The sequence below is a fragment of the Streptomyces sp. P17 genome (assembly GCF_032436805.1).
GTDB lineage: Bacteria > Actinomycetota > Actinomycetes > Streptomycetales > Streptomycetaceae > Streptomyces.
In genome coordinates, this window is the sequence record NZ_JAVRBF010001027.1 from 1 (window position 1) to 261 (window position 261).

Here is a 261-nt window from a genome sequence, read left to right on the forward strand (position 1 = left end):
ATGTCATCGTGGTGCAGTGCGGCATTCATGATGCCGAAAAGCTGTGATTTATCGGTAATGCCCCACCAATCAATCGCCAGCCGTTTTGCGATGCGAGCTACGTTGAATGCGTGTTCAGCCACGCTTTGCGTCTGGATTGTGTGGAGGATGCCCCAGCGTTTAACCACCGAAAGGCGGTGGTCTAGTTCGTTAAAGATATTGTTCAATGGAGCAACTCCCGATAGTCGTCGCTGCCGCGACGCACTGTGCACATCCGGCTGT

At 53.3% G+C, this 261-nt stretch carries 1 protein-coding gene; it reads right to left on the reverse strand.

Annotated elements, in window-relative coordinates:
• On the reverse strand, nucleotides 1–206 hold a 206-nt coding region (locus tag RMT89_RS43835; protein ID WP_315889334.1), incomplete at its 3' end, for a YfbR-like 5'-deoxynucleotidase.
• Nucleotides 207–261 lie beyond the last annotated feature (55 nt).